Genomic DNA, 24,615 nt, shown 5'->3' with positions numbered 1-24,615 from the left:
GATGAATGTATGTATTATTCCCGCCCGCGGTGGCAGCAAACGCATTCCGGGCAAGAACCTCAAACGGTTTAACGGGGCGCCCATTATTACTTATGCCATTGCGACAGCACGTCAAAGTGGGCTATTCGATCGCGTCTTGGTTTCCACCGATTGCGAGGACATTGCCAGTGTGGCGCGCGATGCAGGGGCTGAGGTGCCTTTTGTCCGTCCCGCCGAGATTGCCGGTGATCACGCCACGACCTTGGATGTGCTTGAGCATGCGATCCAGTGGCTCAACCAGTCGCCACAGCACAAGCCTTTGCACGCGGTATGCTGCCTGTATGCTACCACTCCCTTTGTCACCACGGATGACTTGCGCCAAGGCTTAGCGTTACTGGACGGCGACACCGTCAAATACAGTTTTGCCGCCACCCGCTACGCCTTTCCGATTCAGCGCAGTATTCATGTCGATGCCGATGGCAGTGTCAGCATGTTATGGCCGGAGCACTTCACTACGCGCTCACAAGACCTACAACCGGCGTACCACGATGCGGGAATGTTTTACTGGGGCACGCCAAGTGCGTTTTTAGCGCGCGAGCCGGTTTTTGCGCCCCACTCGAAAGCTGTGTTGATCCCTCATTACCGCGTGCAAGACATTGATGAGCCGGATGACTGGCTACGCGCTGAGCTAATGTATCAACTGTTGGAGCAACAGGCCTTGCTATGAGCCATATTGCCATTCGAGTCGATGCCTCCCAAGCGATAGGCACCGGACACGTCAGCCGCATGCACGTGTTGGCTAACATGCTACAAAGGGCTGGTCATCAGGTAACCTTGGTCTGTCGCGATTTACCCGGTAATTTGATAGCGGTCAGCCAAGAGCAAGGCTTAACGGTGGCGGCGTTGCCTGCCCCCAAACACTCGCTTAGCAACATCGATTGGCTGGGTGTGAGCCAGCGGCAAGATGCCGAAGAGACAACCGCATGCGTGGCTAACCAGCCGGTGGATTTGATGGTGGTGGATCATTACGCCTTAGATGCCCGCTGGGAGCAATCAATTTACACCCAATTGGGCTGTCCAGTGATGGTGGTCGATGATTTAGCCAATCGGCCCCACGATTGCGCGTTTTTGCTCGATCAAAACCCTTGGCCTGAGCTTACCACGCGCTATGCGTCACAGCTTTTAAATTCACAAACCCGATGCTTATTGGGGCCAGACTATGCACTATTGCGTCCAGCATTTGCCGCCTTACATCAGTCTCCGCCACCGCGGGAAGATAAGGTGTTCGCCTTTTTCTCCGGCACGGATCCGACCGGTGAAAGCCGCAAGCTCGTGGACGCTGTGAAACACCTAGAACAAGAGCAGAAGATCGAGAGGCTGCCTTTCTCACTGTTAATTGTCACCGGCCGGCGTAACCCAGACCGCGATGCATTGTGTAAAGCGCTTGTCCCCGATGGGGTTCGCGTAGTGGAAGCACTGTCGGACTTTGATACCCACATGGCACGGGCACGCTACGCGTTTGGGGCGGCCGGTGTGACCGCCATTGAACGTAGCTGCTTGGGGGTCCCGAGCACCTTGGTGTGTGTGGCGGAAAACCAACACGCCATGGCCGAGTATCTCGCCGGACAGCCGGGCTATCAATACTTAGGACGCGGTGAGCACACCCGCTGGCAAGATTACGCATCTGCACTGCAGCACCTTGAGGCAAACTGGCATCAGCTTCCTACCCTACCAGCGATCACTGATGGAAAAGGCGCAGAGCGTGTCGTCGCGGCCTTGGAGCATGACTTATGCAACTGATTTTTAAAGCGGTGACTCACGCGGACAGTGACACTTTATGGCATTGGCGCAATCGTCCCAATGTCCGCCAGTTTATGTATACCCAACATGAAATTAGCCATGATGAGCACCAAGCATGGTTCAGCCATATGCTCGCCAACACACACCGTTATTTCTATATCGTCTACAAACGCGTAGACGGCCAACCGGACAAGCCACTTGGCGTGGTCAATCTTGACCTCGATAGCGATAATAGTACAAGCGCGATCTGGGCTTTTTACGCCGCCCCCGATGCACCACGTGGCAGCGGCGCGCTCATGGAGTTTGGCGCATTAAGCTTAGCATTTGAAACCTTGGGCGTGACCCAATTGAACTGTGAAGTGCTCAGTCATAATCAGGGGGTGGTGCAGCTACATCAACGCTTTGGCTTTCGTGAGACGCCGCAAAGTCGGCAACGCACCTTTTCCTTGCCTGAGGGAAAAACAGTCGAGATTGTGTGCCTGTCTTTGTCCGCTGATGAGTGGCAGCAATGCGCCAGTGCCCTTCAAACCAAACTGAATATCGACGCGGTTTATGAACAACGACATTAATATTGCAGGCCGTTTGATCGGTCCCCAGCATCCTCCTTATATCATTGCCGAAATGTCGGCGAACCATAATGGTAGCCTTGAGCTTGCCAAACAAACCATTTCCATGGCCAAAGCCTGCGGTGCCGATGCGGTCAAAATGCAAAGCTATACCGCCGATACCATTACCCTTGATTGCGACCACGATGAGTTTCAGATCAAAGGCGGACTGTGGGATGGTTATAGTCTCCACCAGCTATATCGTTGGGCACAAACCCCGTTTGAGTGGCACAAGCCGTTATTTGATCACGCGAGAAAAGAAGGCGTCACCTTATTCTCCTCTCCTTTTGATTGTTCAGCGATTGACTTACTCGAAGATCTTAACGCACCCGCCTATAAAATAGCCTCGTTCGAGGCGATTGATTTGCCTTTGATTCGCTATGCCGCGCAAACCGGTAAACCGATGATCATCTCAACCGGCATGGCTGACGAGACAGAGATTGCCGAGGCGGTGGCGACCGCCCGTGATAACGGCTGTCGTGAGCTGGTGTTGCTTCATTGTATCAGCGCCTACCCTGCGCCGATTGAACAAAGCCACCTACGAACCATTCCAACCTTAGCCACCCGCTATCAAACCTTGGCAGGTTTATCCGATCATTCGCTGACCAACACCGCCGCGATCGCAGCCATCGCACTCGGCGCGTGCGTGATTGAAAAACATGTAATGCTCTCTGAAGACTCGGGAGGCCCAGATGCCGCTTTCTCGCTTACGCCACCTGCACTCAGCGCGCTTTGTGAGCAAACCCACGCGGCGTGGCAAGCGTTAGGAGAAAGCGCCCTAACTACACGAGAGGCCGAGTCGAGCAACCGTCAATTTAGGCGCTCTTTGTATGTATGTCAGGATATCGCGCCCGGTGAGCCACTGACGGCGGATAACGTGCGCAGTATTCGTCCCGGTTTTGGACTGGCGCCGAAACATTACGATGCCGTGATCGGAAAGCGAGCAACACGCGCGTTAACCAAAGGCACCGCGTTATCGTGGAACGATATTGGTTAACCGTTTGAGTGGATAACTCCCCTCGTCTGACTGGGCGTTAACAAAGAGACATAAAAAACCCGGCTGACTAAGCCGGGTTTCGTTTCTCACTGAGAATCAGTGATTACATCTGTTTGATCATTTCGTCTGCAAACTCAGAACACTTACGTAGGCTCGCGCCTTCCATTTGGCGCTCAAAGTCATACGTCACGGTTTTGTTAGCGATGGTTTTTTCCATTGATTCGATCACCAAATCAGCCGCTTCAAACCAACCCATGTGGCGGAGCATCATTTCTGCTGACAGGATAAGCGACCCTGGGTTTACCTTATCTTGGCCAGCGTATTTTGGCGCAGTACCGTGGGTGGCTTCAAACAGTGCCACACCGTCACCAATGTTGGCACCTGGGGCAATACCAATCCCGCCCACTTGTGCTGCCAAGGCATCAGATACGTAATCACCGTTCAAGTTCATGGTGGCAATCACATCATATTCCGCGGGACGCAACAGAATTTGCTGCAAGAAGGCATCCGCGATGGAGTCTTTGATGGTGATTTGTTTGCCGGTCTTTGGATTTTTCATCGTCATCCACGGACCGCCATCCAGCAACTCAGCACCAAACTCTTTATTGGCCACTTCATACGCCCAATCTTTAAACGCCCCTTCGGTAAACTTCATGATGTTACCTTTGTGGACGATGGTCAGAGAGTCACGGTCGTTATCGATGGTGTATTCAATCGCCGCACGCACCAGGCGCTTGGTACCTTCTTCAGAAATCGGCTTGATACCGATACCACACTGCTCTGGGAAACGGATTTTGTTGGCCCCCATTTCTTCACGCAGGAACTTAATCACTTTATCCGCTTCGGCGGTGCCTGCTTTAAACTCAACACCCGCGTAGATGTCTTCTGAATTTTCGCGGAAGATCACCATATCGGTATCTTCTGGCTTTTTCAGTGGGCTAGGAACGCCAGTGAAGTAACGTACCGGACGCGCACAAATGTAGAGGTCGAGTTCTTGACGAAGCGCCACGTTCAATGAGCGAATACCACCGCCAACTGGGGTCGTCAGTGGCCCTTTGATTGCCACTTTGTATTCGCGGATAAAGTCGAGGGTTTCAGCTGGCAGCCACTGATCGTCACCATAAACCTTGGTGGATTTCTCACCGGTGTAGATTTCCATCCATGAAATCTTGCGTTCACCGTTGTAGGCTTTTGCAATCGCAGCATCAACCACTTTAATCATTGCAGGGCTAACATCCATCCCGATGCCATCCCCTTCAATGTAAGGGATCACAGGGTGGTTAGGGACTACCAGTTTTGCGCCGTCGAGAGTGATCTTCTGACCTTCCGCCGGTACAACTACTTTACTTTCCATTTTAATCTCCTAGCGTCCATTTGTTATCTTTGTGTAAGATGCGCATCGAGGATACTCGAATTCATGCAACACGCCAAACAGATTATTACGTGTATAATACCAAAGTCTCATTTGCCGTTTAATCTATTTGACAGCCCTTATGCCATATAAAGTCCGCCCCCAGCCAGCGTCAACGGCTGTTTCAAATACGCAAGCCAAATCGTCTAAACGCGGACACTCGCCGCACACTGACGCGACACCCACTAAAGTGATACTTGTTAACAAACCTTATAACATGTTGACCCAGTTTAGTGGTGAGCCCGGTGACAGCACATTAGCGGATATTGTGTCAGTGAAAGACGTGTACCCGGCCGGCTAGACAAAGACAGCGAAGGCTTACTAGTTCTCACCAATAATGGCGCCTTACAAGCCAGACTGACTCAGCCCTCTTCTAAATCGCCCAAAACCTATTGGGTGCAGGTAGAAGGCGAGCCTAGCAACGAAGCGATACAGGCGCTTTGCGAGGGTGTCGAACTGAAAGATGGTCTGACGCTACCCGCCGAGGTATCAAAAATGGCGCCACCTGTTGTGTGGGAACGCCATCCTCCGGTGCGCTATCGCGCCAACATTCCCACAGCCTGGTTAAAGGTGGTGCTGCAAGAAGGGCGTAATCGACAAGTGCGCCGTATGACCGCGCATATTGGTCACCCGACGCTGCGTTTGATTCGCGCCCAACTCGGCCCATGGCAACTGGATGATTTGCAGCCAGGCCAATGGCGTGAGGTCGCTCCCCCGAAAGGCTTCGAGCAGTTCACACCTAAACCCAAAGGCGCAAAAGGGAAAGCACCACGCCGGCGCACTCGCTCGTCCAAGCGCGCACCGTCGAAAAAGACTCGATAAGCCTGGACTGCCACGGCAATTGTCGTCACCGTTCTAAGATTGGGTACCACCCACTCTGGATAACGGTTAACGTGTGAGCCCTATCACATCTGTATCCGGCGATTTGATTCTGTTAAACTCAGCGTCCGTTTATTAATAGCAGCATTTGTGATCACCATGTCAGATAACAGCAGCAAAAAAGTGATTGTCGGAATGTCCGGCGGTGTTGATTCGTCCGTTTCTGCCTACTTGTTGAAACAACAGGGTTATCAGGTTGAAGGCCTGTTTATGAAAAATTGGGAAGAGGATGACAACGAAGAATACTGCTCTGCTGCAGAAGACTTGGCCGATGCACAAGACGTCTGCGATAAACTTGGCATTGAACTACACACCATCAATTTTGCTGCCGAGTACTGGGACAATGTCTTCGAGCATTTTTTGACGGAATACAAAGCGGGCCGAACGCCCAACCCTGATATTCTGTGCAATAAAGAAATCAAATTTAAGGCATTTCTCGAATTTGCCGACGAAGTGCTGGATGCCGATTATATTGCTATGGGGCATTATGTCCGTCGCACCTTCCCTGAAAACGGCGAAAAAGCGCAAATGCTGCGCGGCTTGGACAACAACAAAGATCAAAGCTACTTCTTATATACACTCAGCCACGATCAGGTGGCACGTAGCCTGTTCCCTGTGGGCGATTTAGAAAAACCGCAGGTGCGCCAAATTGCTGAAGAACAAGGCTTGGTGACCGCTAAGAAAAAAGACTCCACTGGGATTTGCTTTATTGGCGAGCGTAAATTTACTGACTTTTTATCGCAGTACTTACCCGCGCAGCCGGGGCCCATCGAGACGACCGACGGCGAGCACATCGGTGAGCACCAAGGTCTGATGTATCATACGCTGGGCCAACGTAAAGGCTTGGGGATTGGCGGCCTGAAAGGCGGTAACGGCAGTGAAGCGCCTTGGTATGTGGTCGACAAAGACGTCGAACGCAATGTGTTGCTGGTTGGCCAAGGCCATGATCACCCGCGCTTGTACTCTCAAGGCCTGATTGCCGCGCAATTACACTGGGTCGATCGCGAGATTGTGACCGAGACACGCCGCTGTACTGTCAAAACCCGATATCGTCAGCACGATATATCATGTACTATCACGCCCGTTGATAATGACACGATCAAGGTCATTTTCGACGAGCCGCAAATTGCTGTCACCCCTGGTCAATCTGCTGTTTTTTATGACGGCGACGTGTGTTTAGGTGGTGGTATTATCGAGCAACGTATTTAAGGAGCCGTGATCAGTGGCAGAGACGATTTATGATCGCACCCTCGCTTTTGCGAGCATTTGCCAAGCAGCGAAGTTGGTGCAAGATATTTCCCGTCAGGGCTATTGCGATCAAGACGCACTCAGTACGAGCCTAAGCAGCATCGTTATCACCAACCCGTCCTCTACCCTCGATGTTTTTCGCGGTGAAGTGGGGAATGCTACGGGTGGTGGCGAAGCTGGGCTCCATTTAGGCTTGGAAGCGCTGATCAGTCAGCTTGATAACAGCCGCAATGGCAGTGAACTCATGCGCTACCTGATCAACTTGCTTGCATTAGAACGCAAACTCGCCAGCCGTCGTGATGCGATGGCACAATTGGGCGATCGGATCGAAACCATCGAGCGCCAAGCGAGCCACTTTGATCTGCTTGATGAACAAATGATCAGTAATCTCGCCAGCATCTACCTTGACGTGATAAGCCCACTTGGCCCACGAATTCAAGTATCAGGCGACCCACAACACCTACAGCAAACCGGCGTGCAACATCGTGTGCGTGCTATTTTGTTATCCGGTATCCGCAGCGCCGTACTGTGGCGTCAAGTAGGCGGTAAACGCCGGCATCTCATCTTTGGTCGCAAACAGATGGTTGAGCAGGCCAAAACTATCCTAGCCCGTAGCTAATCAGATTGAACTCAGGAGACATAAAATGGAACTGTCAGCGCTGACTGCTGTTTCCCCGGTCGATGGCCGATATGGTACGAAAACGATTGCGTTGCGATCAGTTTTCAGTGAATTTGGGTTGCTAAAGTATCGCACCATCGTTGAAATCCGCTGGTTGCAAAAGCTAGCAGCCACTGACAGCGTTGCTGAAGTGCCTGCCTTTAGCGATGACGCCAATACCCTGCTCGACCAGATTGTCGCTGACTTTGATGAGCAAGATGCCGCCCGAATCAAAGAGATTGAGCGAACCACCAACCATGACGTGAAAGCGGTTGAGTACTTTTTAAAAGAGAAAATTGCTCATCACCCAGAAATCCACGCAGTCAGCGAGTTTATCCATTTTGCCTGCACCTCTGAAGATATCAATAACCTGTCTCACGCGCTGATGCTCAAAGAAGCACGCGATACCGTGCTTCTACCAGAAATGCAGCGACTTGCGGATGCAGTGACCAATCTGTCACAGCAATTCCGTGAAGTCCCAATGCTCTCGCGTACCCATGGCCAACCGGCATCACCATCGACCATGGGTAAAGAAATGGCAAATGTTGCCTACCGAATGACACGCCAGATCAAACAGGTCAAAAACACTGAGATCCTCGGTAAGATTAACGGCGCAGTCGGTAACTACAATGCCCACCTCTCTGCGTACCCTGAGGTTGATTGGCATGCCTACAGCGAAGCCTTTGTCACTTCGCTCGGTATCGACTGGAACCCGTACACCACCCAAATTGAACCACATGACTACATTGCCGAGCTCTTTGATGCCGTGGCGCGTTTTAACACCATTTTGATCGATTTTGATCGTGATATCTGGGGCTATATCGCGCTAGGCCACTTCAAGCAAAAAACGGTTGAAGGTGAAATTGGTTCATCGACGATGCCGCATAAAGTGAACCCCATTGATTTCGAAAACTCGGAAGGTAACCTAGGATTAGCGAATGCGATTTTCTCGCACTTAGGACAAAAGCTACCGATCTCTCGTTGGCAGCGTGATCTGACCGATTCGACGGTATTACGTAACCTGGGGGTCGGCGTGGGTTACACCCTAATTGCCTATGCCTCGACCCTTAAAGGGATCAGCAAGCTAGAAGTCAACCAAGCCGCGCTAGAAGCCGAGCTGGATAAGAACTGGGAAGTGCTTGCCGAACCGATTCAAACCGTGATGCGCCGTTATGGTATTGAAAAACCCTACGAGAAGCTGAAAGAGCTGACTCGCGGCAAACGGGTGGATGGCGAAGGCATGCGTGCTTTTGTTGATGGTCTCGACTTGCCTGAGCATGAAAAAGTGCGCTTGAAGCAAATGACACCGGCTAACTACATTGGTGACGCGGTTAACTTAACCGACAAACTTTAAGCTCGGTTTATGCGTTATGAAGAACGGTCACCCTCTGCGGTGGCCGTTTTTGCTCCTGGCTCGCACCCAGATTTATAGCAAGGTATACTGCCGCAAATTTTGCAATCTAGGTCGCTATGTATCAATTTCAATTCTCGCTCGCCGAATTTATGGCAACACATTGGCATCAAAGCCCGACGGTACTCCGACAAGGGTTAGCGAATTTTAATGATCCCATTGAGCCTGAAGAAGTGGCAGGCCTGGCAATGGAAGAAGACATTGATTCTCGTCTTGTCACTCAAGTGAATGGTAAATGGCAGGTGGCAAACGGCCCTTTCGAGCACTTTGATGATTTCCCAGACACCCATTCGCAATTGGTGGTGCAAGCGGCTAACCATTGGCATTCTGGCGTCCGTGAGCTGGCCGATGCGTTTACCTCGCTGCCGCAATGGCTATTTGATGATGTGATGGTGTGTTATTCGCAACCGCAAGGCGGCGTCGGACCCCATATCGATCAATACGATGTCTTTATTGTGCAAGGCCAAGGACGTCGTCGTTGGCGCGTTGGGCCGAAAGGCGATTATCAAGATGCCAATCTCGAAACCGGTCTCAAGCAAATTACTGGCTTTGATGCCATTATCGATGTCGAGCTCGCCCCAGGCGATATTCTCTACATTCCACCCGGTTTCCCGCACGAGGGAGATACCCTAGAGCCTTCGCTCAGTTACTCGATTGGTTATCGATCGCCAAAAGCGCGCGAGCTACTCAGTAGCTACGCGGATCAAGTCATTGTTGATGAAGCGGGCGACAACCATTTCCATTGGCCCGCTATGCCAGCACAACCCGATGCGCCGTCGGCACTCGACCCACAACATCTCGCCCAGATGGATGAGATGATGATGGCGTTAATGCACGACGAGACCCGTAAAAAACGCTGGATTGGCGAATTTCTATCCCAAGCACGGCATGAGCTCGACCTACTTAGCCCCGATCCTCAGTGGCAACCAGATAGCCTAAAGGCTGCCATGCAAGATGGTCTTTGCTTAGAAAAACTCAGTGGTTTACGTGCTTTCTATCACGCAGACCAGCCTGATATGATTTTTATGCTGGGTGAAAGCTTTGACTTACCGGAAGGCTGTGCCCCCCTCACCCCAACACTATGTAATCAACGCTTCATTGATTGGGAAACGCTCGGCAACGCCGCCGAGAATGGGTTGTTTTGGCCAATGCTGACACTGTGGGTCAACCGCGGCTACTGGTACCCCTTAGAAGAGGCACCAGAGTAATACTGCGGGATAGGTACTAGACTTTAAATTGGGCCGTGAGCGCTCGCTGACGGCCTGCTAGCGCTTCCAGCTGGCTGGCAATGCTCGCCGCGGATTCAGCATGCGATAACAGTTCATCACTGCGCTCACGAATATGGGTCACATTTTGGGTCACATCACCTGATACTGCACTTTGTTGTTCCGCCGCCGCGCTAATTTCACTATTAAGCCCCATCATTTCCTGCATTGCGGTACGAACTTGGTTCAAGCTAGTGACCGTTTCTTGCACCTTTTCAGCCGTATCATCGGCTAACTGGTTGCCATCATGAATGGCTGATACCACAGAGTCAGCCTCCGATTGCAACGAGTCAATCACGGTACGGATCTGGGTGATTGACTGATTGGTGCGCTGTGACAGTTCACGGACTTCGTCAGCGACCACCGCAAAACCACGCCCTTGCTCGCCGGCCCGCGCCGCTTCTATCGCCGCATTTAACGCCAGTAAATTGGTTTGCTCTGACATGGTATCAATCACAGTCAGGATCTCTGTGATATCTTGACTGCTCTTTTGCAGGGCTTGGGCATCATGGGTCGCGCTATTCAACGTTTCCACCAAATGCGTCATCGCTTGAGACGATCGAGTCACAATTTTTTCGCCATTTTCGGTGGCCGTATTCACCGCACTCGCAGCAGTAAGTGCCGATTCAGTATGACTAGCAACTTGAGAGGCGGTCTGGGTCATTTCTTCTGATGCCGTCGCCACCGCATCCAAGCTTGATACTTGTTCACGACTACCGTCCCGGGTTTGTACGGCCACACGTGCGGCTTCTTTGGCCGTATGTTCCGCTTCTTCAACGCTATTAATCACATTCGCCATAATAGGCTGAAGTTTATCGAGGAAGCGATTAAAGCGCCCCGCTAACACACCGATTTCATCACGATTTTTAAGCTGGATACGTTGGGTAAGATCACCGTCACCATCGGCAATTTCTGCCAATCGCTCAGCAAGTAATTTCAACGGTTTGACGATTTGACGGGCCGCTAGCCCCGCAATGGCTAAGGCAAGAAATGTTGCCAAAACGCCCAACGCACGCTCCGTCCATGCCGCCTGGCGACGCTGAGTTTCGATCTGCTTGCTCAACTGGTTTGCTTCTGATAGCAGAGCATCCTCGGGCAGAGTGATCAACGCCCCCCATGTTGTACCCGGTAAAGCAACCGGCACATACGTCATCAGTTGACCTTGCTGCCATTGTGTTTGAGGCTGACCGTTTTGCAACCAAGCGTCAATGTCATCAGGTGCCTGAGTCAGTTGGCTCACGGAATGACCCAGTGTCTCTGGCTGATCTGAGGCGACTAAACGCCCACCTTGGCTGAGCACACTCACATGACCGGCTCCCTCAAATAGCGCTTGATCAGCCTGTGCAATAATAGACGCTAAGCCATTAAGCCGAATATCAATGCCTAGCACACCAACCACTTGATTGTCTCGCATCAATGGCGAGGAAATAGTCACATGCAGGCCCTTGTCATCTTGCTTAGGCGAAGAGACACAAGCCGCGCCGCTATCTAACGGACACTGATACCAGTAATTAGCAGGTTGACCTGCACCGCTCGAGTCGCTGATTTGCGCTTCACTCAACACCGAGGCCTGAAGTTCACCGCGTTGTTTTTGCCAACGGCTAGCAAAACGTCCAGCGGCATTAGCCCCCCGCTCGGTATCCAGCTGGTAAAACTCATCCTCTTGATCCAATGCATTCGGTTTAAAGACCACAAACGCCGCTTGTACCGTATCAAAGTTCACTACGGAGCGCCGAACCAGCTCATTGATGGATCCACGCAGCTCACCACTGTCGGTAAAATTTTGCTCCGCGTTATATTGTAGATAGACCACACTTTGTGCCAACATTTGAGCACGATACACCGCTTCATCTAGCAAACGTTGAACATGCGTGGCTTGGACTTGGGCTTGGCTTGTGGCGAGACGTTGGGCGGCACTACGTAACGTTTGGGTACTCGCTTGGCCCACTGTTTGCTGAAACTGATTATTAACGTATGTCGAAAAGGTTAATAACGTCACCGCAGTCACGGCAACACACAAGCTGGCCACTAAGGTGACCTTCCATTGAATTGAGAGGGATCGCATGACAGCTCCTTTGTCATTTCATCGACAGGCACTTAGCGCTGACGATTCTCATCCTTGAAACACTGATTTAACAGTAACAAAAAAGCGCAGGAAATAAACCTGCGCTTTTCATCTTAGTTGCGTTTTTTACGATGACAAAAAACGTCGATTATCTGTCTTTTGGATCCAGCGCATCACGCAAACCATCACCGACATAGTTAAAACAAAATAGCGTCAGCACCATAAAGGTCGCTGGGAACAGCAGCTGCCAGATAGCTATTTCCATCGTTTGTGCCCCTTCTTGCAGCAAGGCACCCCAGCTGGTCATTGGCTCTTGCACGCCCAGACCCAAGAAACTGAGGAAGGATTCGAAAAGAATCATGTTCGGCACCAACAAGGTCGAATACACAGCTACGATACCTAATACGTTAGGCACGATGTGGCGGGTAATAATATGACGTGTGCTCACCCCGGAAACGTGCGCCGCCTCAACAAATTCTTTACTGCGTAAGCTGAGTGTTTGACCGCGAACGATACGGGCCATATCCAACCAAGCAATACAACCAATCGCCACGAAGATCAGCACGATATTACGACCAAAGAAGGTCACCAACACAATCACGAAGAACATGAATGGAATCGATTGTAAGATCTCAACCAAGCGCATCATCACCGCATCGGTACGGCCGCCAATAAAGCCAGAGGTTGCACCATATAATGTACCAATCAGGACGGCGACAAAGGCTCCCATGACGCCTACCATGATCGATATACGCCCGCCCATCATGGTGCGCGTAAACAGATCTCGCCCGAGGGCGTCAGTGCCAAACCAGTGGCCATCAAGACCCAATGTCGGGGCCGCATGAATAGCGTACCAGTCGGTCGCATCATAAGCATAGGCACTCAGGGACGGACCCAATAGGACACTCAAACCAATAAGAACAAGGATCACCAAGCTGGCCATGGCAGCTCGGTTACGTTTAAAGCGTATCGCTGCATCCTGCCAAAGGCTTCGCCCTTTTACGTCCACTTCTTCTGCGAAGTTTTCTAGGGCGTCAATGTTTTCTTTTTTCGTCAGCATCATGTCACCCCTAGTAACGGATCTTAGGGTCGATATACGCAAGTAGGATATCGACAATGGCGTTGAAAAGAATGGTCAGCGTCCCGATTAAAATCGTACAACCCAGCACCAGTGAATAGTCACGGTTAAACGCAGCGTTGACAAATAGCTTGCCGATGCCAGGCAGTCCAAAGATGGTCTCTATCACCACCGACCCGGTAATAATCCCGACAAAAGCTGGCCCCATATAAGACACCACCGGCAGCATCGCTGGTTTAAGCGCATGTTTGATAATAATGGTCGGGTAACTCAACCCTTTGGCGCGCGCAGTACGAATAAAATTACTGTTCAGGGTTTCAATCATGCTGCCACGGGTTACACGCGCAAACGTAGCAACGTAGAGCAGCGACATGCCAATCACGGGGAGCACCATAAAGTGCCAGCCTCCCCCTTGCCAGCCCCCTGCGGGTAACCAGCCTAAATTAATGGCAAAAATATAAATAAGCACAGGGGCGAGCACGAACGAGGGCATGACCACCCCGAGCATCGCGGTTGACATTATGGTGTAGTCAATCCAGGTGTTTTGTTTCAGCGCAGCAATGGTGCCGATCGTGACCCCAAACAGCAGGGTGAACACAAATGCTATCGCGCCGATTTGCGCCGAAACAGGAAGTGAGCCAGCAATCAATTCATTGACGCTATAGTCAATATATTTAAACGAAGGGCCAAAATCCCCTTGTAAGATATTGCCTAAATAGGTGGTGTATTGCTCAAACACGGGCTTATCTAAGCCGTATTTCGCATTAATATTTTCCATCACCGCCGGGGGCAATGGCCGTTCACTTGAAAAAGGGTTGCCAGGCGCAAACCGCATCAAGAAGAAGGAAACAGTGATTAAGACCAACAGTGTTGGGATCGCTTCCAATATTCGCTTCGCGATAAATTTCAACATAGCTCTACCGTCAACATTCGCTCATACATAAATAGGAGCTGTTCCATGTTAGTTAAGCATCACAGCAAGCGCTGCCTTGGGTATTTCCACAAACAGCAACAACCATCAAGGGAGTCGTAATAAACGACTCCCTTACTTAGCAGTGATCCAGAGATTACTCAGCTTTGATATAAAGATCTTTGGAGAAGATCTTCTCTTCCGCATTATTGGCTGGGAAGCCACCGACTTGAGGGCTCAGCAGACGCGCTTTTACATATTGATAAATCGGCGCAATCGGCATGTCTTTCGCCATTTGTGCTTCTGCATCAAGGTATAGTTTGCTACGTTCCGCCTCGTCTGTGGTGGTCATCGCTTTTTGCATAATAGCGTCATAAGCTTGGCTATCGTAGTGCACGCCACCGGAGGTATTGGTGCTTCGCATTAAGCTGAGGAAGGTTGAGGCTTCGTTATAATCGCCACACCAACCGGCACGCGCCACGTCAAAGTTACCCTCGTCTTTAGTACTTAGGTAGGTTTTCCACTCTTGGTTATTCAGATCAACAGACACGCCCAATTTGTCTTTCCACATTTGACCAATCGCAACGGCCAGTTTTTTGTGGTTCTCACTGGTGTTGTAGAGCAGTGAGAAATCCAGTGGATTGCTCTCATCAAAACCCGCTTCTTCAAGCAGACGCTTGGCTTCCGCATCACGCTCTTCTTGCGTCATCTTGGCGTATTCTGGCAATTCAGGTTCGAATCCAGCGGTGATTTCTGGCGTTAAGAAATAAGCCGGTTTTTGGCCTTGACCCAATAAAGCATCCGTGATCACGTTACGGTCAATGGCATAAGACAGCGCTTTACGCACACGGACATCATCGAACGGCTCACGTTTGGTATTGAAGAGGTAGTAATAGCTACATAGATTGCCCACGATAGAGAGATCGTCTGGATGCTCGCTTTTCAAACGACGGAAGTGCTCGTTGGGGATCTCGTAGGTCATGTCGATTTCACCCGCTAAGTAGCGGTTCATTTCTGCAACTTGGTTTTCAATCGGCAAGAAAGTGACTTTATCGAGCGTGGTATTTTCGTTATCCCAATACTGCTCGTTACGGGTTAACTCAATGCGCTCGTTGATCACCCAGTTATCGACCACAAACGCGCCATTACCCACGAAGTTTTCTGGTTTGGTCCACTGATCACCATGCTTTTCTACGGTCTCTTTATGGACTGGCTTCATGGTGGTGTGACCCATCATTTTCACCAAGTACGGTACCGCGGCGTCAAGCGTGATCTGTAACGTGTGATCGTCGAGGGCTTTAACCCCCAAGGTGTCTTTGTCTTTGTCACCTTTAATAATGGCTTTCGCATTCTCCATGTGGGTATAACCCAGGTACCATGAGTAAGGCGACGCCGTCATTGGGTCCGCGACACGTTTAAAGCTGTATTCAAAATCTTGCGCGGTGACGGGATCGCCGTTCGACCATTGAGCTTCATCGCGCAGGTAGAAGGTAAAGACTTTGTTATCTTTGTTTTCCCAGCGCTCAGCCACACCAGGAATCACATTACCGTCGGCGTCTTGGTTAACCAGACCTTCGAGCAAGTCACGAATAACATGCGACTCCGGCACGCCTTGGGTTTTATGTGGATCGAGAGAAGCCACTTCCGCCCCATTACCACGAACTAGCTCTTGTACATCAGCAAGTTGGGGTTCGCCGGCGGCGGTTTCAGTTTTTTGCTCAGGGGCTGTTTGGGAGGTTTGTTTTTGCTCGGGCTCACTGCATCCTGCGAGAGCCAGAGAAAGGCCTGCGCCCATAAAAAGGGTTCGGGTGATCGTGTTTAGCTTCATCGTGTAACTCCATAACAATCGCTATTGCATCCATGACAATCGTCGCAGCTTGGCGGAGAGATCCGTTTTGCACAACTGAAGAAGTTGTACTACGCCCTGCTACGCGACTAAAGGCAAAACATTACCAATCAACGCTGTGTTTTGCCATAAACCTGAACTATTTTGCCATAGAATGACATTAAAAACTTATCTTTCACTACCCAAAAGTCACATAAAAAAACTTTTGGCTGGTAAGACGAGAAAGCTTTAGCGCTTTATTCACCACAAGAAACAAAAAACGGAACAAATTACTATTTATACTGATTCTGGGGATCTTCGCGCTAATGCCTAACTAGCATGTGGTGTAAAAAACACACAAGCCTCTTTTTAGCTTTGCAATCCCAGTGACTTTGACTGCCAGCACGCGTCAAATGTTACTCAATTGTAAAGACGATAATAAACGCTATTTGTCGAAAAAACTCAACAGAAAAACGTGTACGTGATGTCAGACAGGTATCAAAGTCACAAAATGTACTAACAGTCGCTGTTGTCGTTTATCCGTAAAAGCGCTTTATTGACTGGGAAGAAAAGACTTGTGCAGCGTGGAGCAAGCACCACATGTTGACTTGAAAAGGGAAGTGACGGTCGTCGCAGTATATGGATAAACGGATAAAAAGCCAGCGTGAGTCGCTGGCCAACCTCGTGAGCCGACTATTTTTTGGCCTCATCCGTGTTAAAGACTGGCGTATCATCTTCCGCGTGATGGCTTGAGTGCTCGTGAATAATGCGACCTTCTTCACGTGCCTTTTCCATTTCCGGCATCACATCGTGCAGCATCTCTTTCATTTTCTTATTGCTATAGCGCTTGTGTTTCATTGTGTCCTCCTGAATGTATCAGTGTTTGGCACAGTCACTCATGACAACAACAGCACCCGCTGCTTTTATGTTGCCTCAGTACAAACCGCTTGTGCAATTTTTAAGCTACACCCTTGTCGATAATAAATCAAAACATAACAATGTTATCGATTGCATAAGCATGCGCCTTATTACACTCAGCTCATGGCAACCGCGGGTGTCGGCATATTTTTCGCCAAGTTTAATAACATTTACTGATAACAAGCCTTTGCTTAGACTAAATACCAATATTGACGACTTTTTAATCAATGCGTGTTGTTATTCAAGGCTATCTCCCCCATCATTACGGTGATGGCGAGATGTTCCCGATCGTCATCATTGTTTTTTCTTCCGACAAAAAGAGTGACAAGCAAGACTATGAGACCACAAAGCTCAACCTCGCGCCCTTTATGCGCACGCGTTCGCCACGGTTATAACCCGAATAAAGGAAAAAAACCGCAGGTTAATCGCTAACGCGGTGTTGAAGTAACGATGCGTCAATTTAATAGCCTCCCTGTCGGAGGCTATTTTTTTGCACTTTGATATGTCCACTCTCTTCTACCCGCTTCCGGATCTGAGTTCCCCCGTTATTCCATTGCACAATGCGGTCATGATTGCACAATGCGTCATGTAAACATGATTTGCGTTGCAAATTGCGATTTTCTCTATTGCCCTGCTTGGCCTAACTGACGAAATAACGTGCCGACACACTGGTACAGACAGGTTTTAAAAAGTAGGCACCCCTTTTGCAGTATCTAGATGAGTAGCCAATACCATTGCTCGCCAGGAGGTGCACCATGGGACAATCCACACCGATATTATTTAACGACCGTCATATTCTCCCAGGTGGACGTATCCCACTTCGGATCCCTGTTGGCGACTCTTTAAATACACTGGTCTTTGCTTTAAAACACGGTCTTCCTTTGGGAGTCTGTATGGCAGAGAGTCACGCCCAGCGCCAGCATGTTGATATTGGTACCTTCATCGAAATTGAAGATTATACCCGTAGCCAAGAAGATGGCTGCCTTGTGATCACCGCACGGGGAACCGCTCGTTTCGCGATCCAAGCATTCAACCAGCAACACAATGAGATGCTATTTGCTACCGTGAGACCGCTTCCTCGCTGGCCTGATTGCCAAGTCGATAAGCAAAGCGAGCCTTTGGTTGAGCGCCTTCAGTCGATGTTTGATCGTCACCCTGAACTACAAAAAATGCATCGAGAAAGCGAATTTTCCAACTTAACGTGGTTATGTCAGCGCTGGTTGGAGCTATTGCCCCTCCCCACTCACGAGAAGCAACAGCTTATGGCCAATAGCTCCTGTGTCGCGACGCGAGATTACTTGCTCAGCATGATGCAAGAGCCCCATTAGGGACGGGAATGTTTTCGTTTGCTCACACTTTGATGGGGAAGAAGGCAGCGGTACCGGGTTGATTGAGGTAATATCAGCGCCATGTACACGTTGACACTGGTAACCATACGATGACACATCAAACCCTTTCTCATCAATCAACACGTATTGTTGCCATTGGCGGTGGACATGGCTTGGGGAGAGTATTGTCGGCGTTAAGTGAGCATGGTAGCCGAGTAACAGGTATCGTCACCACGACTGATAATGGCGGGTCAACGGGTCGTATCCGTGCGTGTCAGGGAGGCATTGCATGGGGAGATATCCGTAACTGCCTCAATCAATTGATCACGGAGCCATCAGTCGGTTCAATGTTGTTCGAATACCGATTTAAAGGCAAAGGTGAGCTCAATGGACACAACCTCGGCAATTTAATTCTTACTGCTTTAGATAACCTTTCGGTTCGGCCATTGGAAGCCATACAGCTTATTCGAGATTTGCTAGATGTACGCCCACATCTACTCCCGATGTCCGAACACCCTGCGGAATTAGCAGCACTGACCGCTGAAGGTGAGACAGTATCAGGAGAAACTCACATTGACGAGCTGGCTGTCCCCCCTACGCGTTTATTTCTTTCCCCAACCGTACCGGCCACACGTGAAGCCATTGACGCCATAGCCAACGCCGATGTCATATTGCTTGGTCCCGGCAGTTTTTTAACCAGCGTTATGCCACCTCTACTGGTCACTGAGATTGGACGGGCACTTAAACACACCCATGCCACAGTAATGTTTATCAGAAACCTAGGTAAAGAAATTGGCCCTGCTAGCCAGATGTCATTAGAAACCATGCTTACATGGTGCGAACGCGCGATGGGAGGAAAAGAGATAGGGGTTGTGATCGGTGATAAAAACGCGCCTCAACTTGAAAGCCGTTATCAACAAAAAGAGACCAAACTGGCCTCTTCAAATCGCCCTTGGCGTCATGATAGAGACAAACTACGTCAAGCTATTGATGAAGCCTTGCTCGACAGCCATGTCCCGATACGTTGAAGCGGTGCCCTGTAACAGGTCAGTTAATTCATTCAGATGATGTGTCATCCATTCTTGCTGACCTTGCTTTACTCGCGATTCACACTCGCGTGCCATTTCAGCTAAATCGTCCGCCCCAAAGCTCGCCGCACTGCTTTTAATCGCATGGCTAATTTCACCGACCTGTTCAATAGACGGGGAGCCTGAGAGCTGAGAGTGGTACTGAGATAGCTCATCACTAAACACAGTGAGCAACACAGTCACCGTATCTTCTCCCACTTCTAGCGTCAGTCGACGTAATGTTTCAGTATTTACTGTGGTGGCCATACATCCGTTTCCTATCATTCATTCGCCGCAGTTTTTTGCCAAGCTTGTAGCTTTCGGTACAAGGTTGAAGGGCTGACTTCGAGTAATCCCGCCGCTTGGGGAATATTGCCATTACACGCATCAATCGCAACTTCTATTGCACGCTTTTCTGTTTTCCATAATGGCTCGATATCGGCTTTCGTCACCGATAATACCTCTGGTTCAGAAGACGAACGTGTCACAAATGAACTTGTCGCCGCTTCAGACCGAGCATTGACATCGGTAGATGCAATTTCAGCACCAGAAACGCGAGTTACTGGAGAAGGCAGCATTTCTTTGCTAACTTCTTTACCGTTCTGGAGCACAACAATGTTGCGGATCACATTTTGTAGCTGACGAACATTTCCCGGCCAATCGTAGCGGAGAAGCTGATCAGCCACCTCATCACTGAATCGACAAAAGTCCTTTCCTTCTTCAGCGGAAAACACAGCGAGCAAGGCGTTTGCTATCGCGATCACATCATCCCCCCGCTCTCTTGGAGGAGGAAGCTCAAGGGGGATCACATGTAACCGATAGTAAAGATCTTCGCGGAATTTTCCTTGCTGTACCTGAAGCCAGGGATCACGGTTAGTCGCGCAGACAAATCGAACATCTACCGTCTTAACTTGCGAAGAACCCACCTTTTGAAAGCTGCCTGTTTGAATGAAACGTAGCAATTTGGATTGCAAATCCAAATCCATTTCGCAAATTTCATCCAAAAACAAGGTGCCGCCATTAGCCATTTCTGCCGCCCCTTCACGCTCAGAGGCTGCCCCCGTAAACGCCCCTCTAACATGACCAAATAGCTCACTTTCAATCAAATCTTTGGGGATGGCAGCACAATTTAGTGCAACAATAGGCTTGTTGTTGCGGGTACTGGCGGCATGAATGGCTTCGGCACATACCTCTTTACCGGTCCCACTTTCCCCGGTAATAAAAACAGTGGCCTTACTAGGTGCTGCAGACTCAATGACACGATAAACAGCTTGCATTGGCAAACTACGGCCAATAAACCCATGGTATTCACTTTCCTGCCTAGTCGCTTTGGTTTGATTGTTTGACTTAGGCTTGAGGGATTTATTCACCGTGACACGTAACTGATCCGCTTCACAAGGTTTGATTAAAAAATCATTTGCGCCGTGACGCATCGCATCGACAGCAGCATCTATGGAGCCATGGGCCGTCATTATAATAACGGGTAATGCCGGGGCCACGGCGCGCACTTGTGCCAGTACATCGATTCCTGACATATCAGGCAAACGAAGATCTAGGATAATCAGTGCCAACTGCTCGCCTTCTCGTTCGAAGAACGTCATCGCATCTTGACCCGTGCCGACAATCGTTACGTCTACATCCAATGGATTTAAGTACGACTTGTATAACGCCGCGACTGACGCGGTATCTTCCACCATCAATACTCGTTTACTGGGTGATAGTGCTGGCATTAATCCTCCAAAAATCACATCACAACGTGTAGCGTTAATTCAGTCAATTGCACGAGAGTATGCGAAATGCATTGCATTATGCAAACTTAATCGCACTTTATCCTTGCTTGCACATTAAAACCACACGATTTGTCGATGAAATAGCCCTTCTCCATTTTTGGCACGACAAATGCATCTAAGTCAGTGACCCCAAGGGGTCACCTAGCCAACTGACGTTGTTTGTGAGTTTCTACTCACTGAAACACTGTAGCCAACCTGACATTTAAGGTTGGCTTTTTTTTACCCCGCAGTTAGGTACATCAACTATTCGCAATAAATTGCTCACGCAAGACCTGGAGCTGATCACGTAATTGTGCCGCGGTTTCAAATTCAAGGTTCTGCGCCGCTTCAAACATCTGACTTTCAAGTTTCTTAATCTCGGCATCAATCGCTTGCGGGGATTTAAGCGCATAATCGGCATCTGGTTCAGCCACTGAACGCAACGATTTCAACGATGGTTTTGTGCTTTTACGTTTACCGGCTCCTATCTCCATCACGTCCATCACTTTTTTATTCAGTTTCTGTGGCGTGATACCATGCTCTTCATTATATGCCGTTTGTTTCGTTCTGCGTCGCTCTGTTTCATCAATGGCACGCTTCATCGATTTAGTGATCGTATCGCCATAAAGAATCGCTTTACCTCGAAGGTTACGAGCCGCACGACCAATCGTTTGAATCAAGGATCGCTCGGAACGCAAAAAGCCCTCTTTATCAGCATCTAAAATAGCGACAAGAGAAACTTCCGGCATATCAAGCCCCTCACGCAGAAGGTTAATCCCGACTAACACATCAAATTCGCCTAGGCGGAGATCACGGATAATTTCCATTCGTTCCACCGTGTCAATATCAGAATGCAGATATCGGACGCGCACACCATGCTCTTGCATGTACTCAGTTAAGTCTTCTGCCATGCGTTTGGTTAACGTTGTCACGAGTACTCGCTCATCAAGGGCTCGTCGCGCTCTTACTTCAGAGAGCAAGTCATCGACTTGTGTGGCAACAGGCCGAACTTCGAGCTCTGGATCAAGAAGGCCGGTTGGACGAACGACCTGATCAATAATGTCAGAACCTGATTTTTCTTTTTCGTAATTGCCCGGTGTCGCCGAGACATAAACAGTCTGCGGAGCAAGCGCCTCAAATTCATCAAATTTTAGCGGACGGTTGTCCAATGCCGACGGAAGCCGAAAGCCATAGTCCACCAGTGTTTCTTTACGGGAGCGATCACCTTTATACATGGCGCCAATTTGCGACACAGTGACGTGTGACTCGTCGATAATCAACAAGCCATCTGCAGGCAAGTAATCAAACAAGGTAGGCGGCGGCTCCCCCCCTGAACGCCCGCTTAGGTAACGCGAGTAATTTTCAATCCCTGAACAATAGCCCAACTCATTCATCATCTCGATATCAAACTGCGTACGTTGGGTTATACGCTGCTCTTCAAGCAGTTTGTTATTATCGAGCAGTGTCTTTTTCCGCTCGGCTAATTCAACCTTGATCTGCTCAACCGCTTCTAATATCCGTTCGCGTGGGGTGACGTAGTGCGTTTTTGGATAAATCGTACAACGCGGCATGTCTTTGACACTCACTTGACCCGTTAAAGGGTCAAAAACACTGATCGTCTCGACTTCATCATCAAAAAGTTCAACACGAATAGCGTCCTTGTCTGATTCCGCGGGAAAAATGTCAATCACTTCACCGCGAACACGAAAAGTACCGCGCTCAAAGGCCATATCATTGCGAGTATACTGAAGTTCCGCGAGGCGTTGTAAAATGGTGCGCTGGTCCAATAAGTCGCCGCGACGGATGTGTAGCATCATTTTCAGGTAGGAGTTCGGATCACCTAATCCATAAATTGCCGACACGGATGCGACAATTATCACATCACGCCTTTCCATTAACGCTTTGGTCGCCGACAAGCGCATCTGTTCAATATGATCATTGATAGACGCATCTTTTTCGATAAAGGTATCTGTGGAAGGCACATAGGCTTCTGGTTGATAGTAATCGTAATAAGAAACGAAGTATTCAACCGCGTTATCAGGAAAAAACTCACGCATCTCACCATAAAGTTGTGCCGCTAATGTTTTATTGGGCGCGAGTACCATGGTGGGTCGATTAAGTTCAGCAATAACATTGGCCATCGTAAATGTTTTGCCTGAGCCCGTTACCCCCAAGAGTGTTTGGTGGGCAAGCCCAGCATCAAGCCCTTCACATAATCGATTAATGGCTTCAGGCTGATCGCCTGATGGCTTAAATGCGGAATGCAGCGAAAAGGTTTTACTCATGAAACTATCCTGTTGGGTCATCTGACCGAGTCATGCTATTGTCCTGACTCACCCTATGGAGTCAACGACTCTGACTGCATACTGGGTGAGCGTAAAATGCGATCTTTTTCGTATTCAGTTCTTGATCTGACAATACCGCCTAGGTAATCTATGTGTCCTCTTTTGAAATACTCAGCCAGCTGGATTTGAGACATTATTGTAATATTGCTCTCATTTTCTCTACGCTCTCCTCTGTAAGTGGCTACACTTCTTGTTCGTCGCTATATTTATCCCCGATACTCAGTCACTGAATAAATAACCACCTGTGCATAATCCCCTCGTCTCTATTCATTGTTACCCGCCCCCAACATAAAAATAAAAACATTTAAAAACAAACATTTAGCTATTAATCTTCGTAATTCCAGCGTTCAGCAGCTCGAATAAAATCAACCATATAGAGAGTTGACCAAGATCCACACACACGGTTATCCACAGAATCTGTGGGTAACCGCTATTAGCCCTTTTTTGACTGGGGTGAAAAAAAGTCAAGATTAAATTTACGGAAATGTTTAATCAGCACCCATTGTGATGATTTTATCAGCGTTGACGGCTAGCTTTTCAGCAATCAGTCGCCAAGACCGCTTTTCTTGCTTTTCATGAGTTGACACCCTGCAAGGCGGTCGCTAACATTCGCCTCGTTCTCAAGGCGATTCCCCCTTAGTTCAGTTGGTAGAACGGCGGACTGTTAATCCGTATGTCGCAGGTTCGAGTCCCGCAGGGGGAGCCATATTCTTGAGAAAGATAAGCGTGTCAAAAGCTGGTATCCGTTCTGCTGCGCAGAATATGTCGCAGGACTGGGCGTCCCCGTTGAGTCCCGTAGAGGGAGCCACCTTCTTGAAACACAACAGAGCACCATAGCAAACACGATTCCCCCATAGTTCAGTTGGTAGAACGGCGGACTGTTAATCCGTATGTCACTGGTTCGAGTCCAGTTGGGGGAGCCAAATTTATGTCCGATGGCAAATTTAGTTATTCAAGCTAATCGTTCCGCAATGCGGAATATGTCACTGGGCTGGGCGCCCCCAACTAGGCGTTCCCGGTGACTCCAGTTGGGGGAGCCAATTTCTCTATTTCCTTT

Annotated in this window: 20 protein-coding genes, 2 tRNA genes and 1 pseudogene; 14 read left to right on the top strand and 9 right to left on the bottom strand. The window is 49.5% G+C overall.

All coding sequences use genetic code 11. The features are described 5' to 3' along the window. Position 1: 1 nt before the first annotated feature. From pseF to pseI, 4 genes are read left to right on the top strand one after another with little or no spacing between them, the layout of a single operon-like run. Entirely contained in the window at positions 2-706 is a 705-nt protein-coding gene (gene pseF / locus BUQ98_RS02035; RefSeq protein ID WP_074212270.1) for a pseudaminic acid cytidylyltransferase, read from the top strand. Then, a complete protein-coding gene (pseG, locus tag BUQ98_RS02030) occupies positions 703-1,779 on the top strand; it encodes a UDP-2,4-diacetamido-2,4,6-trideoxy-beta-L-altropyranose hydrolase (protein WP_074212269.1) in 1,077 nt (358 codons plus the stop codon). The genes pseF and pseG overlap by 4 nt, the downstream gene beginning before the upstream one ends. Further along, the gene (gene pseH / locus BUQ98_RS02025) at positions 1,770-2,348 is read left to right on the top strand and encodes a UDP-4-amino-4,6-dideoxy-N-acetyl-beta-L-altrosamine N-acetyltransferase (protein WP_074212268.1); all 579 of its coding nucleotides are present in this window, start codon (positions 1,770-1,772) and stop codon (positions 2,346-2,348) included. Before pseG ends, pseH begins: the two co-directional genes overlap by 10 nt. Further along, complete coding sequence (gene pseI / locus BUQ98_RS02020) at positions 2,332-3,381, top strand: pseudaminic acid synthase (protein ID WP_074212267.1); 1,050 nt, start codon at positions 2,332-2,334, stop codon at positions 3,379-3,381. Before pseH ends, pseI begins: the two co-directional genes overlap by 17 nt. Positions 3,382-3,484: 103 nt before the next feature. On the opposite strand, the gene icd is transcribed toward pseI, so the two are convergent. Further along, positions 3,485-4,735, bottom strand: a complete 1,251-nt coding sequence (gene icd / locus BUQ98_RS02015; RefSeq protein WP_074212266.1) for an NADP-dependent isocitrate dehydrogenase — start codon at positions 4,733-4,735, stop codon at positions 3,485-3,487. Between the two features lie 139 nt (positions 4,736-4,874). On the opposite strand from icd, the pseudogene BUQ98_RS02010 reads away from it, so the two are divergent. The 5 genes and pseudogenes from BUQ98_RS02010 to BUQ98_RS01990 all read left to right on the top strand — a co-directional run. Further along, a pseudogene (locus BUQ98_RS02010) lies at positions 4,875-5,500 on the top strand (pseudouridine synthase); the annotation flags it as partial. A 270-nt stretch (positions 5,501-5,770) separates the two neighbouring features. Beyond that, positions 5,771-6,880, top strand: a complete 1,110-nt coding sequence (gene mnmA / locus BUQ98_RS02005; protein WP_074213545.1) for a tRNA 2-thiouridine(34) synthase MnmA — start codon at positions 5,771-5,773, stop codon at positions 6,878-6,880. Positions 6,881-6,893: 13 nt separating this feature from the next. After that, on the top strand, positions 6,894-7,538 hold the full coding sequence (gene hflD, locus BUQ98_RS02000) for a high frequency lysogenization protein HflD (RefSeq protein WP_074212265.1): 645 nt from the start codon (positions 6,894-6,896) through the stop codon (positions 7,536-7,538). A 25-nt stretch (positions 7,539-7,563) separates the two neighbouring features. Continuing rightward, the gene (gene purB, locus BUQ98_RS01995; protein WP_074212264.1) at positions 7,564-8,931 is read left to right on the top strand and encodes an adenylosuccinate lyase; all 1,368 of its coding nucleotides are present in this window, start codon (positions 7,564-7,566) and stop codon (positions 8,929-8,931) included. Between the two features lie 116 nt (positions 8,932-9,047). Next, entirely contained in the window at positions 9,048-10,196 is a 1,149-nt protein-coding gene (locus BUQ98_RS01990) for a ribosomal protein uL16 3-hydroxylase (RefSeq protein ID WP_074212263.1), read from the top strand. A 16-nt stretch (positions 10,197-10,212) separates the two neighbouring features. Here the strand turns inward: BUQ98_RS01990 and BUQ98_RS01985 are convergent, their stop codons facing one another. The 5 genes from BUQ98_RS01985 to BUQ98_RS17000 form a co-directional block, all read right to left on the bottom strand. Beyond that, on the bottom strand, positions 10,213-12,318 hold the full coding sequence (locus BUQ98_RS01985) for a methyl-accepting chemotaxis protein (RefSeq protein ID WP_074212262.1): 2,106 nt from the start codon (positions 12,316-12,318) through the stop codon (positions 10,213-10,215). Positions 12,319-12,466: 148 nt separating this feature from the next. Further along, on the bottom strand, positions 12,467-13,378 hold the full coding sequence (gene oppC, locus BUQ98_RS01980; protein ID WP_139294693.1) for an oligopeptide ABC transporter permease OppC: 912 nt from the start codon (positions 13,376-13,378) through the stop codon (positions 12,467-12,469). 10 nt (positions 13,379-13,388) lie between these two features. Then, positions 13,389-14,309: an oligopeptide ABC transporter permease OppB gene (gene oppB, locus BUQ98_RS01975; RefSeq protein WP_074212260.1), complete on the bottom strand. Its 921-nt coding sequence runs from the start codon at positions 14,307-14,309 to the stop codon at positions 13,389-13,391. A gap of 154 nt (positions 14,310-14,463) precedes the next feature. Then, the gene (locus BUQ98_RS01970) at positions 14,464-16,134 is read right to left on the bottom strand and encodes an ABC transporter substrate-binding protein (protein ID WP_074212259.1); all 1,671 of its coding nucleotides are present in this window, start codon (positions 16,132-16,134) and stop codon (positions 14,464-14,466) included. Between the two features lie 690 nt (positions 16,135-16,824). Continuing rightward, positions 16,825-16,989 carry a hypothetical protein gene (locus BUQ98_RS17000; RefSeq protein WP_175566274.1) on the bottom strand — a complete coding sequence of 55 codons (165 nt, stop codon included), beginning with the start codon at positions 16,987-16,989 and terminating at the stop codon, positions 16,825-16,827. Positions 16,990-17,276: 287 nt separating this feature from the next. Between BUQ98_RS17000 and BUQ98_RS16995 the strand changes: the two genes are divergently transcribed. From BUQ98_RS16995 to yvcK, 3 genes are all read left to right on the top strand, one after another. Further along, a complete protein-coding gene (locus tag BUQ98_RS16995; RefSeq protein WP_175566273.1) occupies positions 17,277-17,444 on the top strand; it encodes a hypothetical protein in 168 nt (55 codons plus the stop codon). A 360-nt stretch (positions 17,445-17,804) separates the two neighbouring features. Further along, a complete protein-coding gene (locus tag BUQ98_RS01965; RefSeq protein ID WP_074212258.1) occupies positions 17,805-18,377 on the top strand; it encodes an LON peptidase substrate-binding domain-containing protein in 573 nt (190 codons plus the stop codon). Positions 18,378-18,487: 110 nt separating this feature from the next. Beyond that, a complete protein-coding gene (gene yvcK, locus BUQ98_RS01960; protein WP_074212257.1) occupies positions 18,488-19,405 on the top strand; it encodes a uridine diphosphate-N-acetylglucosamine-binding protein YvcK in 918 nt (305 codons plus the stop codon). On the opposite strand, the gene BUQ98_RS01955 is transcribed toward yvcK, so the two are convergent. From BUQ98_RS01955 to uvrB, 3 genes are all read right to left on the bottom strand, one after another. Next, positions 19,352-19,711 carry an Hpt domain-containing protein gene (locus BUQ98_RS01955; protein ID WP_074212256.1) on the bottom strand — a complete coding sequence of 120 codons (360 nt, stop codon included), beginning with the start codon at positions 19,709-19,711 and terminating at the stop codon, positions 19,352-19,354. The genes yvcK and BUQ98_RS01955 overlap by 54 nt on opposite strands. A gap of 14 nt (positions 19,712-19,725) precedes the next feature. Continuing rightward, positions 19,726-21,174: a quorum-sensing sigma-54 dependent transcriptional regulator LuxO gene (gene luxO, locus BUQ98_RS01950; RefSeq protein ID WP_074212255.1), complete on the bottom strand. Its 1,449-nt coding sequence runs from the start codon at positions 21,172-21,174 to the stop codon at positions 19,726-19,728. A 299-nt stretch (positions 21,175-21,473) separates the two neighbouring features. Further along, positions 21,474-23,498, bottom strand: a complete 2,025-nt coding sequence (uvrB, locus tag BUQ98_RS01945; protein ID WP_074212254.1) for an excinuclease ABC subunit UvrB — start codon at positions 23,496-23,498, stop codon at positions 21,474-21,476. 690 nt (positions 23,499-24,188) lie between these two features. Between uvrB and BUQ98_RS01940 the strand changes: the two genes are divergently transcribed. Further along, positions 24,189-24,264: transfer RNA gene (locus tag BUQ98_RS01940), tRNA-Asn, on the top strand. Between the two features lie 141 nt (positions 24,265-24,405). Further along, positions 24,406-24,481: transfer RNA gene (locus BUQ98_RS01935), tRNA-Asn, on the top strand. The last annotated feature ends 134 nt before the right edge of the window (positions 24,482-24,615 follow it).

Source organism: Salinivibrio sp. ES.052 (assembly GCF_900141775.1).
Lineage (GTDB): Bacteria > Pseudomonadota > Gammaproteobacteria > Enterobacterales > Vibrionaceae > Salinivibrio.
Note: the sequence above shows the minus strand (reverse complement) of the source record. Positions and strands in the feature narration are given on the sequence as shown.

Coding starts and splice junctions, on each gene's coding strand:
- pseF (WP_074212270.1), top strand. CDS start 2: ATGAATGTATGTATTATTCCCGCCCGCGGTGGCAGCAAACGCATTCCG.
- mnmA (WP_074213545.1), top strand. CDS start 5,771: ATGTCAGATAACAGCAGCAAAAAAGTGATTGTCGGAATGTCCGGCGGT.
- BUQ98_RS01990 (WP_074212263.1), top strand. CDS start 9,048: ATGTATCAATTTCAATTCTCGCTCGCCGAATTTATGGCAACACATTGG.
- BUQ98_RS01985 (WP_074212262.1), bottom strand. CDS start 12,318: ATGCGATCCCTCTCAATTCAATGGAAGGTCACCTTAGTGGCCAGCTTG.
- icd (WP_074212266.1), bottom strand. CDS start 4,735: ATGGAAAGTAAAGTAGTTGTACCGGCGGAAGGTCAGAAGATCACTCTC.
- BUQ98_RS17000 (WP_175566274.1), bottom strand. CDS start 16,989: ATGAAACACAAGCGCTATAGCAATAAGAAAATGAAAGAGATGCTGCAC.
- oppB (WP_074212260.1), bottom strand. CDS start 14,309: ATGTTGAAATTTATCGCGAAGCGAATATTGGAAGCGATCCCAACACTG.
- BUQ98_RS01955 (WP_074212256.1), bottom strand. CDS start 19,711: ATGGCCACCACAGTAAATACTGAAACATTACGTCGACTGACGCTAGAA.
- pseG (WP_074212269.1), top strand. CDS start 703: ATGAGCCATATTGCCATTCGAGTCGATGCCTCCCAAGCGATAGGCACC.
- purB (WP_074212264.1), top strand. CDS start 7,564: ATGGAACTGTCAGCGCTGACTGCTGTTTCCCCGGTCGATGGCCGATAT.
- pseI (WP_074212267.1), top strand. CDS start 2,332: ATGAACAACGACATTAATATTGCAGGCCGTTTGATCGGTCCCCAGCAT.
- BUQ98_RS16995 (WP_175566273.1), top strand. CDS start 17,277: ATGCGTGTTGTTATTCAAGGCTATCTCCCCCATCATTACGGTGATGGC.
- BUQ98_RS01970 (WP_074212259.1), bottom strand. CDS start 16,134: ATGAAGCTAAACACGATCACCCGAACCCTTTTTATGGGCGCAGGCCTT.
- luxO (WP_074212255.1), bottom strand. CDS start 21,174: ATGCCAGCACTATCACCCAGTAAACGAGTATTGATGGTGGAAGATACC.
- uvrB (WP_074212254.1), bottom strand. CDS start 23,498: ATGAGTAAAACCTTTTCGCTGCATTCCGCATTTAAGCCATCAGGCGAT.
- pseH (WP_074212268.1), top strand. CDS start 1,770: ATGCAACTGATTTTTAAAGCGGTGACTCACGCGGACAGTGACACTTTA.
- oppC (WP_139294693.1), bottom strand. CDS start 13,378: ATGCTGACGAAAAAAGAAAACATTGACGCCCTAGAAAACTTCGCAGAA.
- yvcK (WP_074212257.1), top strand. CDS start 18,488: ATGACACATCAAACCCTTTCTCATCAATCAACACGTATTGTTGCCATT.
- BUQ98_RS01965 (WP_074212258.1), top strand. CDS start 17,805: ATGGGACAATCCACACCGATATTATTTAACGACCGTCATATTCTCCCA.